The following is an 11529-nucleotide window of genomic DNA, read 5'->3' as shown; positions in this document are numbered from 1 at the left end:
TTATTATATCAACTATAATGATAAAAAAAAGCAAATAGTTAAAATTCTTAAACTGAATTAACTACTTGCTTATTTATTAAGTTACTATAAAAACTAATGAATATAATTATATGAACCAGCTGCTGATGCTGAAATTGTACGTGAAGAAACAATACCTTCACCTTGATAATTCATTTCAGAAACTTGGATTGAACCATCAGCATTTACTTTATCAACATAAGCTACATGTCCATATCCACCTGCTGTAGATTGTAAAATTGAACCTGCCGCTGGGCTATTGTTTACAGTGTAACCTGCTTGAGCTGCTGCGTTTGCCCAGTTGTTTGCATTACCCCAAGTATTGCCAAGATCTGGACGTTTACTAAATGCATAGTACGTACATTGTCCAGAAGTATATAAATTGCTTCCGCCACCTGTATTTGGTCGGCTGTATGAAACAGGTGCAGTGTTTTGTGTTGATTGATTTTCATTAAATGTAGGTGCAACATAAGCGACTGAATCTTCACTGTTGTACACATTGCCGTATGATGTTTGTTCGAATACGTATCTTAATAATGCATCTTCTTGAGCTGGAGATTCAGGTGCGTTAACCGTTAAACTAGTAGGTTCTGCAGTTGGTTCTGATGTTTCAGATGCAACTTTTAATTCATCACCAACAATAATTAAATCAGAAGATAAATTGTTCCATTCTTTTAAGTCTGAAACCTTAACATCAAATTTCTTAGCTATTTTGTTAAGTGTATCTCCTTCTTGAATTGTATAGATGTTATCTTCTAATACTTTTAATGTTTGTCCAACTGTAACATCGGTATCAATGTTGTTTAAAGATTTAATTTCTGACACTGATGTTCCATATTCTTTTGCGATATTGTCTAATGATTGTCCTTCTTTTACTTTAATATCAGCTGCATAGGCAGATGAACTTGCTAAAGTTGTTAAAGCTGTAACAGATGCTAATGTAATGAAAGTCTTCTTCATGATGACATATCCTCCCGAAGTGTATGTATTTACGTTTATATTTATTATTTATATGATGTTCCTCAATTAATACTGGAAATAATATAGCATATTTTTTATCTCAATATTGTTTTGTTACAAATCTGTAATATAACCGTTAACATTTTATAATTTTACTGATAAAAATGTTACTGAACACTGACATGAAAGTATTTTAAAAGGTGTTGTTAATTATTTACACATAATTAACAACACCTTTATTACTTATCATTATTCAATTAAAATACATATGTTTTTCACAGTAAAATTTCCAATTTATATGCAAATTGAATATAAATGATTATTTTTGTTTAGCTAACCATTTAGCAACTTCTTTTGCTTCTTTCTCATCTACAACTTGACTCGGCATATTACCTTTACCTTCGTTGATAATTTTTTCAATATCTGATTCAGACATTTTGGCACCGACTTTTTTAAGTGATGGTCCAGATGCACCATCTAAATCTTTACCATGACATCCTACGCAAGAATTGTTTTTAAAGATTTTTTCCCCTTGTGAACTGTATTCTTCTTTGCTGCTATCATCGCTTGATTGTCCACATCCTGCAAATACTAACGATGATAATGCTATTACAGAAATCATGCCCATTTTGATTTTCATGTATAACACTCCATTCATTTTATTATCAACTATATTTTACCATGTAAACCAGCGTCTGACATCATTTTGTTCAATAGTTCACAATTTAAATTATCATAAAAGCAGCTAGGATATTTAAATCATCCTAGCTGCTTGCTTTAAATTATTTTTCATTAATTTGGCTTCTTAAATATGCATCGATAAATGGGTCTAAGTCACCATCCATAACTGCATTTGTATTACCTGTTTCTTCATTAGTTCTATGATCTTTAACCATAGCATATGGATGAAATACGTATGAACGTATTTGACTACCCCATCCAATTTCTTTTTGTTCGCCTCTAATTTCATCTAGAGCTGCTGCTTGTTCTTCAAGTTCTTTTTGGTAGAGTTTCGCTTTTAACATTTTCATAGCTTGTTCTCTATTTTTAATTTGTGATCTTTCATTTTGACATGTTACAACGATACCAGTTGGTTGGTGTGTGATACGAACAGCTGAATCAGTCGTGTTGACGTGCTGTCCACCTGCACCAGATGCTCTATAAGTATCGACTGAAATGTCTTCAGAATTAACTTCTATTTCTATTTTTTCATTATTAAATTCAGGTGTTACATCACAAGATACAAATGATGTATGACGTCTTCCTGATGAATCAAATGGAGAAATACGCACTAATCTGTGGACACCTTTTTCAGCTTTTAAATATCCATATGCATTATGACCTTTGATAAGAATTGTGACACTTTTAATGCCCGCTTCATCTCCAGCTTGATAATCTAACGTTTCTACTTTGAATCCTTTTTGTTCTGCGAAACGTTGATACATTCTAAGCAGCATTGAACCCCAATCTTGAGATTCTGTACCACCTGCGCCTGGATGCAATTCTAATATTGCGTTATTTTCATCATGTTCACCATTAAGTAGTAGTTTCAATTCAAATTGATCGATGTCTGTTTGTAACGCTTTTAAATCTTGCTCAAGCATTTCGTGCATGTCTTCATCATATTCTTCTTGTAACAATTCAACAGTCGTAAGTAAATCTTCAATCTGTTGATTTAATGTATGAAAATCACCGACTACAGACTTTAATGCATTGTTTTTGTTAATGATGTCTTGCGCTTTATTCTGATCGTCCCAGAATGATGGATCAACCATCATTTCTTCGTATTCTTGAATGTTCGTCTCTTTATTTTCTAAGTCAAAGAGACCCCCTGATATTCATTAATTTTTCATTATTTTTATTTAATGTTTGTCTAATTTCCGTTAATTCCATAAAATTACTCCTTTATGCTTGACCATGACAGTTTTTATATTTCTTACCACTACCACATGGACATGGATCGTTTCGGCCAACTTGTTCATCTTTGACGATAGGTTTTGGTTTAACTTTTTCTTTACCATCATTCGCACTCACATGTTTAGCTTCACCTATTTCAACTTGTTCACGTTCAACTTGTTCACCACGATCAATAGTTGATTTAAGAATGTATTTACTTACTTCATCTTCTATTTCATTCAACATTGTTTCAAATAAATCCAAACCTTCATTTTGATATTCTCTAAGTGGATTGATTTGACCATAAGATCTTAAGTGGATACCTGTACGTAATTGATCCATTGTATCAATGTGATCAGTCCATTTACGGTCTATTGTTCTTAACACAATCATACGTTCAAATTCAGACATTTGATCACCAAAGTCTTCTTGTTGAGCTTTGTATTGTGTTTTAATTTTTTCTAATACAATTTCTACGATATCTTCATAATCTCTACCACGAATATCATCAACTTTAATTGCATCTTGTGGTACATATGAGTCTTCAATATATTGAACGAGTGCTTCAAAATCAATTTCTTCTTCGTTTGTTGCGAAGTGATAGTTCACGCCACGCTCTAATGATGATTTAATCATATCTTTAACAATGTCTTGTACATCGTCTTTTTCAATAATATCATTACGCTCACCGTAAATGATTTCACGTTGTTTTCTTAGTACATCATCGTATTCTAATAAACGTTTACGTGCATCGAAGTTATTACCTTCAACTCGTTTTTGAGCAGATTCTACTGCTCTAGAAACCATTTTAGATTCAATTGGTGTATCATCATTCATACCTAATTTACCCATTAAAGATTGCATACGTTCTGATCCGAAACGAACCATCAATTCATCTTGTAATGATAAGTAGAATCTACTTCGACCAACGTCACCTTGACGACCTGAACGTCCTCTTAATTGGTCATCAATACGTCTTGACTCGTGACGTTCTGTACCAATTACAGCTAAACCACCAAGTTCAACAACGCCTTCTCCAAGTTTAATATCCGTACCACGACCGGCCATGTTAGTTGCAATGGTTACTGCACCTTTTTGACCTGCATTTAAAATGATTTCCGCTTCACGTTCATGGTTTTTCGCATTCAACACGTTATGTCTAACGCCTTTTTTCTTTAATAGTTGTGAAATATATTCACTTGTTTCAACGGCAACTGTACCTAATAATACTGGTTGACCTGTCTTATGAAGCTCAATCACATCTTTAACAACCGCATCAAACTTACCTTTTTGAGATGCAAAAATTAAATCCGCTTCGTCTATACGTTGTATCGGTCTATTTGTTGGAATTTGCGTAACAGTCATATTGTAAATATTTCTGAACTCTTCTTCTTCTGTCTTAGCTGTACCAGTCATACCTGATAATTTATTGTACATTCTAAAGAAATTTTGGAACGTGATAGATGCCATCGTTTTAGATTCATTTTGAATCTCTAGACCTTCTTTTGCTTCAATTGCTTGATGCAAGCCGTCAGAGAATCTTCGACCTGGCATTGTACGACCTGTAAATTGGTCGACAATCATAATTTCACCATCATCAACAACATAATCTTTATCTTTAAACATTGTTCTATTTGCTTTTAACGCGATATTTATATGATGCATTAAGTTAACATGTTTCACGTCAAACAAGTTCTCAATTTTGAACATGCGTTCAGCTTTATCAATACCTTGTTCTGTTAAAGTGATAGCTTTAGTTTTTTCATCATAACTAAAATCATCTTCACCTTTAAGCATTTTTACAAATACATTAGCTTGTGTATATAACGTTGTTGATTTTTCTGCTTCGCCTGAAATGATAAGTGGCGTTCTCGCTTCATCAATTAAAATTGAGTCAACCTCATCAATGATGGCAAAGTTAAGAGGTCTCATAACACGGTCTTTTTTATACGTAACCATGTTGTCTCTTAAATAATCAAATCCAAGTTCATTATTTGTACTATACGTGATATCTGCTGCATATGCTTCACGCTTTTGATTCGTATCCATTGAATTCAAATTAAGTCCAACTGATAAACCTAAGAAATTATACAATTGCGCCATTTCTTCACTTTGTGAACTTGATAGATATTCATTGACTGTAACAACATGAACGCCTCTACCTGTTAGCGCATTTAAATAAACTGGCATTGTTGCTGTTAATGTTTTACCTTCACCAGTTTTCATTTCTGAAATATCACCACGATGAATGGCAATACCACCCATAATTTGTACTTTAAATGGTGTCATATTAAATACCCTTGTAGATGCTTCTCTTACGATTGCATATGCTTCAGGTAGTATTTTGTCTAAATATTTTTCTTGCTTTTTATAATCTTCTATTTCTGACAATTCTTTTTTGAATTGTTCTGTCTTCTCTCTTAATTGATCATCTGTTAATTTAGCAATTTCATCTTCTAAATTGATGACTTGATCTGCTAATTTTCCGAGTGATTTAACAACTCGTTTGTTACCATCAGCTATTTTTGATAAAAAACCCATTTTGTTCTCTCCTTCAACTAGAAAACTAGTAATCTTACAACAATATATCATAACACGTTTATATCTCTTTTTACACTATTTAAGATTACCACCTCTGTAGATGAAAAGCTATCAATAGCCAAAGAAACTGGTGCAGAAATTCTGCACCAGTTCGTGTAAATGATTTTTATTGTATTGAAGTTTCAATTAGTCCATATTTACCATCTTTACGTTTATAAACGATGCTTGTTTCATCTGTTTCTGCATCAGTAAAGATGTAAAAATCATGTCCTAGTAAGTTCATTTGTAATACTGCTTCTTCAGAATCCATTGGTTTCAAAGCAAATTGCTTAGAACGAATGATTTCAATTTCATTATCGCTATCATTCTCTTCAACTTCTTCAGGTGCAGCTGAATCTGGACTTACTGCAAAGACATCTTTATCTCGCCCTTTGTCGCGATACTTTCTATTAACCTTAGTTTTGTACTTACGTACTTGTCTTTCGAGTTTGTTAGTTATTAAGTCGATTCCAGCATATAAATCTTCATGTCTTTCTTCAGCTCTTAAAGTAACATCTTTCAACGGAATAGTTACTTCAATTTTACTTCTAGAATCCTGATAAGTTTTGATTTTAACGTGGGCTATCGCCTCTGGGACATTAGTAAAATATCTTTCTAGTTTACTTACTTTGTCCTCAATATAATTTCTTATCGGATCAGTCACTGTGATGTTTTCACCATGAATTTCAAATCTGATCATAAAACACCGACTCCTTTAACGCTCAATTTCTCTTGTGTTTCTTCCTACCTATATTTTATCATTATTTACCGCTCTTGCAAATGTTAAGGCATCTATTTTTCTGATTTTTCTAATAAATAAAAGTTCTGCTAAGCGGTGAATTGTTAACCCTGTTGTATAAATATCATCTATGAGTAATATTCTCTTATTTTCAAAGTCTATGTCTTTATTTATTTTAAATGGATTATGCTGAAATGACCTTTTTATTTTAGTTAATTCTGATTGCTTTTGCCTTTCTTCAGTTTCATAAATCTGTATATATTTAATTTTTTGATTATCCAATACCGTTGTTACATGATCGAATGTTCGCTGTTCTAACTTATTAGGATGAATAGGTGCCGGAATAACATAATCATATTGCTTAAATAATTTCGGTGGTAATTGAAACACTTGATTGAGTGCAACATCTCCATTCAACTTATATTGTTGTATGAGCGTTTTGACAAGACCATCATAGTCATACAGCGTATAAAGTTGATTGATCAATGTATACTTATTTGAAAGCCACTGACAATCTAAGCAATCCTCCTCTTCTTCAGACATTACTTTCAAGCATCTTTTGCATCGTCTTGCTTCATGATTAAATGCTAATTGATTGGCACATTGCTCACATATTAAAGATTGCCTTGAAAAAAGATTTAACAAATCGATCACTTCATTGATATGATTTTGACAAATTATGCACCTATTCAAATTAACCATCCTTTCTCACGGGCTAAATCATTCATTGCAATAATTTCTCGTTTCGCCTGTATCATATTTCGTGTGATACCTTCGTGATAACACAATACCTTGCCAGTTGGACAAGATAATTTTCGACCTACACGACCTGCAATTTGAATGATGGCACTGCTTGTAAACTTTTCTGTATGCACGATGACGACATCTAATTTTTCTAGCGTAACGCCTCTTTCTAATATTGTCGTTGTAAACATAATGTCTATTTCATCATTTCTTAAACGCGTTACCTTTTCATGCCTCATCTCATCATGACTGGATACATATTCAATTTTTAAAAAGTAACTTTGAAATACTTTAAATATTTGTTCCATATAATCAATATTATGAAAAAAGACAAATGTCTTTCTATTCTGTTCTATTTGGGATTTAAGAAACGCAAGTAACTTCTGATTGAGTTTATTTTCTTTAATGTTATTAAATTGAAATTCTGGAACTGGTAATGGATGTTTATGATATCTTGCGGGGAGTTTAATTATTTGATTGTGATTAAACTTAGAAAGGAGTTGCTTGTTAGGCGTTGCAGTTAAATAAATATGACTAGATTGTTCTGAAGAAGCTTTTCGAATGGTATGCATCAGTTGATTATCCATTTCTAACGGAAATGCATCTACCTCATCAACGATGATCACATTAAAATGTCCGTCATAGCGTATAAGTTGATGGACAGTCGATACGACAAACGAACTGTTAAACTGAGCAAATTGTCCTTCATACATTAAATCAATGTGTTCATCTTTAAATGCGTTTATTAGCCTTAAATAAACTTCTTTCACGACATCTACTCTTGGTGATACAACTGCAACATTCATACCATTTTTTCGAGCTTGCGATATACCTTCAAAGATCATTTCTGTCTTACCTGCACCTGTCACAGCATGGAGTAATAAATGTTCTTGCTTTAAAATAGCGTCTTTAATTTTAGAGGATGCGAGTTGTTGCTGTTCACTTAATTCAAAATCCAACTGATAACGACATTCTGATACTTCATGCAAACTCTCAATGACATAAATATCTTTACAACTTTGAACTTTACCAAGTGCAATACAATATCTGCAATAGGTTGTAATTTGCTCGCAATGGTGGCAAAAATACTGATAAAACAATGATTGTTCTTTGTTACCACACTGATTACAAATATATTTACCTTGAACAAAAGACACGCCAGGTTTAGTATATTTAACTTTTTCAGTCGTTATATCATTTAAATCTCGGCATATACGTCCGTATAATTTCATACTAACCTCCATAAAAAAGCACAAAAAGCCTCGGCTTTTTGTGCTGTAGTTATATTATATACTTAAATCTAATTCGGTCGTTGTGAATCCTAAACCTAATGAACCTTCTCCTAAATGCGTCCCAATTACTGGTCCAAAATAACTCATAATAATTTGTGCATCAGGGAATTGTTCTTCAACTTGCGCTTTCCAAGAAAGTGCTGTCTCTTTATCATTTCCTTCAATAATAACAATAGATAAGTTTTTATAACCTTCAACTTCTTTAGCTAATTGTTCTTCAATACGTTTCATTGCTCTTTTCTTTGTTCTCACTTTATCGTAAGGGACAATTTTAGTATCAACGAAGTGTAACAATGGTTTCACTTGTAACATCGTACCGACTAATGCTTGTGCACTATTTAAGCGGCCACCTTTTTTCAAGTTATTTAAATCATCTACTATGAAATATGCATTTGTTGTTTGTTTCATATTCTCTAATTGTTCTAGAATATTATCAATAACTGTCATACCTTGCTCGATAAGCTGAGCTGCTTTTAAAGCATAGAAACCTTGTACTGAACAAGAGATTTCAGAATCAAATGCATGTACGTTTATACCTTCTACCATATCGTTTAACGTCACAGCTGTTTGGTATGTACCACTTATACCACTTGATAAGTGAACTGCAATCACATCTGTATATCCTTCGTCTCTCAAACTCTCAAGTAATTCCACATATTGACCCATAGCTGGTTGAGATGTTGTCGGTAATTGTTTTTCATTTCTCATTCTTTTATAGAAATCTTCTGTACTTATCTCTGACAATTCTTTATAAACTTCATCATTAAATATAACATTAAGCGCAATTGTTCTAATATTATATTTATCTATATATGCTTGATCTAAATATGCTGTTGAATCTGTTATAACAGCAATCTTCATAAAGTTATCCTCCTTGATTCTCTTCCATACTCATCATATCTAATTCTTGGTTATTTGAAAAGAAGTTTATAAACTAAATTGCTGCCTGTGCCATTTTAGAAAATTTATATGTGCCGTCCTTTTTAACAAGCGTCACAACTTCGTTAAATGTTTTTTTCTCATCTTTACTTCCATTCTTAGGATGAGCTGTTGTTTCCACATTATAGAATACAACCACTTGATCTTTTTTCTGTTCTAAAAACTTAATATTGGATATTTTTTTATCAAATTTATAACTTTTAAGTGTATCTTTCAACACTTTTTCTTCCTCTTTAACGTCTAGTTGTTTTGAATCTGTGTCAATTGTTTTAATGTAAGCTTCTACATCACCATCATTTAAAGACTTTCTATTTTTTTCAATAGCTTCTTTGACAGCTTTTTCAGTATCTTTATTTACTTGAATCGTATCTTTCGGATTTCCTTTTTCATCTAATAGGACACCTTGACTATCGTCCGCTTCGTCAGTCGTTTGTTTCTCTTCCTCTTTGGATCCACAAGCTGCTAACACGATAGACAACACTAAGCACAACATCAATAATTTATTCTTCAATTCATACAATCCTTTCCCGACTAATTTCAATAGTATATAATAATCGTAACAGATTACGATGTAAAGGGAGAAGTATTAACATGGCAGAAGGACTAATTACAATCAAATCAGCACATAAAACTGAAATTGTCATTAATAAATCGAGATTTATCGCGAGCATTCATCCTGCAGAAACTGAAGAAGAAGCGAAAGCATTCATACAACAAAAGAAAAAAGAACATCATGATGCAACACATAATTGCTCTAGCTATGTTATCGGTCCTACAATGCTTATCCAAAAAGCAAATGATGATGGTGAACCATCAGGAACAGCAGGCGTGCCTATGTTAGAAGTATTAAAAAAACAACAACTCCATAATGTTGTTGTTGTCGTTACAAGATATTTTGGTGGTATTAAATTAGGCGCAGGTGGATTAATACGTGCATATGGAAGTGCAGTCAGCCAAGTTATTAAAGAAGTAGGCAGAATTATTTTATTAGATGCAATACCATTTGAAGTAACATTAGACTATGATCAAACAGGACGCTTCGAGCATGAGTTACAACAAACTGATTATCAACTTGTAGATACTGCATATACAGACAAAGTAACATACACCATACATGTAATAGCATCAGAAGAAGAACCATTTATAGATTTCTTAAACGAAGTCAACCAAGGTAAGTACGAATTAAACAGACAAGATATCATCGCACTACCATTTCCATATAATAAAGAAGAAGAACGCTAATCGACATTAGCGTTCTTTTTTATACTTTGTCCTTGTTAATAAATTTAATATTGGTCTGTAATTTACATTTACGAGTCCTGTAAATTCTACGATTAATTCTATTGTTATTAATATCATGACAAACATCATTAATACGCCGTATGGTGGTGATAAATAAAGGATGACACTTGATATGCTGAATAATATGGCAATCATATAGATTAATATGACGGTTTGCCTATGTGTATAACCTAAATCTAATAATCTATGGTGTAAATGCGATTTATCTGCTTGAACGATAGATTGACGATTATGTAGTCTACGTATTACTGCAAATAACATATCGATAAATGGTACTGCTAGTATAACCATTGGGAAGAATAGCGATATTAATGTAATGTTCTTAAAGCCTAATAGTGATAACACACCGATTATATAACCTAATAGTAATGCCCCACTGTCACCTAAGAATATTTTAGCAGGATGTGAGTTAAATACTAAGAATCCTAATAATGATCCTATTAACACACTACATATCATCATGATAAAGATGTTCTGCTGTAATATTGCGATAAATCCTATTGTTACTAAAGCGATACATGATATGCCTGAAGCTAAACCATCTAAACCGTCTATTAAGTTGATTGCATTCATTACTGCAACAACCCAGAAGATTGTCATTGGAATACTAAATATTCCAAATTCAATTACTACACCAAATGGTAATGTAATAAAATCTAATGTGACGTGGTTAAAAACGACGATTAAAGATACAGCAATTTGACCTGCTAATTTAACAAGTGGTTTCATATCATACAAATCATCTACTAAGCCTATAATATAGATAACAATCGCACCTAGTATAATAGGAATTGTTTCATGTTCTACTGGTTTCCCCCACCATAAACCGATGAGAAAAGATATTAAAATGACTGAGCCACCTAATACTGATACGGGTTTAGTATGAACTTTTCTAACGTTTGGCATATCAACAGCACCAATTTTAATAGAAAGAACGATAACTAAAGGTGTTAGTATTAAACTTACAATCATAGTTAGTAATATTAGTTGTAAAGTAAACATTGAGTCACCTTCATTTTGTAGTTGCACCGAATTTGATTAAAACATTACTTCTAGAAT

At 32.6% G+C, this 11529-nt stretch carries 11 protein-coding genes; 1 reads left to right on the top strand and 10 read right to left on the bottom strand.

Annotated elements, in window-relative coordinates:
• Window positions 1-93: 93 nt before the first annotated feature.
• The 9 genes from LQ677_RS08060 to LQ677_RS08020 all read right to left on the bottom strand — a co-directional run bounded on the left by LQ677_RS08060 (window position 94) and on the right by LQ677_RS08020 (window position 9679).
• Entirely contained in the window at window positions 94-978 is an 885-nt protein-coding gene (locus LQ677_RS08060) for a CHAP domain-containing protein (protein ID WP_126476658.1), read from the bottom strand.
• Window positions 979-1297: 319 nt separating this feature from the next.
• Window positions 1298-1618: a cytochrome c551 gene (gene cccB, locus LQ677_RS08055; protein WP_025904526.1), complete on the bottom strand. Its 321-nt coding sequence runs from the start codon at window positions 1616-1618 to the stop codon at window positions 1298-1300.
• A gap of 142 nt (window positions 1619-1760) precedes the next feature.
• Window positions 1761-2871 (bottom strand): peptide chain release factor 2 gene (gene prfB / locus LQ677_RS08050; RefSeq protein WP_126476659.1). Its coding sequence is split into 2 segments (ribosomal slippage): window positions 1761-2798 and window positions 2800-2871, totalling 1110 coding nucleotides; the frame shifts between segments, so codons are not numbered across the junction.
• Window positions 2872-2883: 12 nt separating this feature from the next.
• Window positions 2884-5415 (bottom strand): preprotein translocase subunit SecA, encoded by a 2532-nt coding sequence (secA, locus tag LQ677_RS08045; RefSeq protein WP_037588747.1) that lies wholly within the window; start codon window positions 5413-5415, stop codon window positions 2884-2886.
• A 166-nt stretch (window positions 5416-5581) separates the two neighbouring features.
• The gene (gene hpf, locus LQ677_RS08040) at window positions 5582-6154 is read right to left on the bottom strand and encodes a ribosome hibernation-promoting factor, HPF/YfiA family (protein ID WP_037588746.1); all 573 of its coding nucleotides are present in this window, start codon (window positions 6152-6154) and stop codon (window positions 5582-5584) included.
• Window positions 6155-6202: 48 nt separating this feature from the next.
• Entirely contained in the window at window positions 6203-6736 is a 534-nt protein-coding gene (locus tag LQ677_RS08035) for a ComF family protein (protein WP_185805775.1), read from the bottom strand.
• Between the two features lie 146 nt (window positions 6737-6882).
• Window positions 6883-8169: a DEAD/DEAH box helicase family protein gene (locus LQ677_RS08030; protein ID WP_191836341.1), complete on the bottom strand. Its 1287-nt coding sequence runs from the start codon at window positions 8167-8169 to the stop codon at window positions 6883-6885.
• Window positions 8170-8223: 54 nt separating this feature from the next.
• The gene (gene fakB1 / locus LQ677_RS08025) at window positions 8224-9090 is read right to left on the bottom strand and encodes a fatty acid kinase binding subunit FakB1 (protein ID WP_037588743.1); all 867 of its coding nucleotides are present in this window, start codon (window positions 9088-9090) and stop codon (window positions 8224-8226) included.
• Between the two features lie 73 nt (window positions 9091-9163).
• Complete coding sequence (locus LQ677_RS08020; RefSeq protein WP_025904519.1) at window positions 9164-9679, bottom strand: hypothetical protein; 516 nt, start codon at window positions 9677-9679, stop codon at window positions 9164-9166.
• Between the two features lie 80 nt (window positions 9680-9759).
• On the opposite strand from LQ677_RS08020, the gene LQ677_RS08015 reads away from it, so the two are divergent.
• Complete coding sequence (locus LQ677_RS08015) at window positions 9760-10410, top strand: YigZ family protein (RefSeq protein WP_191836343.1); 651 nt, start codon at window positions 9760-9762, stop codon at window positions 10408-10410.
• 6 nt (window positions 10411-10416) lie between these two features.
• Here the strand turns inward: LQ677_RS08015 and LQ677_RS08010 are convergent, their stop codons facing one another.
• Window positions 10417-11472, bottom strand: coding sequence for a glycosyltransferase family 4 protein (locus tag LQ677_RS08010; protein ID WP_191836344.1), 1056 nt, complete (start codon window positions 11470-11472; stop codon window positions 10417-10419).
• Window positions 11473-11529 lie beyond the last annotated feature (57 nt).

Origin of the sequence: Mammaliicoccus sp. Q-M61 (assembly GCF_022386055.1) — a bacterium.
Classification (GTDB): Bacteria; Bacillota; Bacilli; order Staphylococcales; family Staphylococcaceae; genus Mammaliicoccus; species Mammaliicoccus sciuri_A.
Note: the sequence above shows the minus strand (reverse complement) of the source record. Positions and strands in the feature narration are given on the sequence as shown.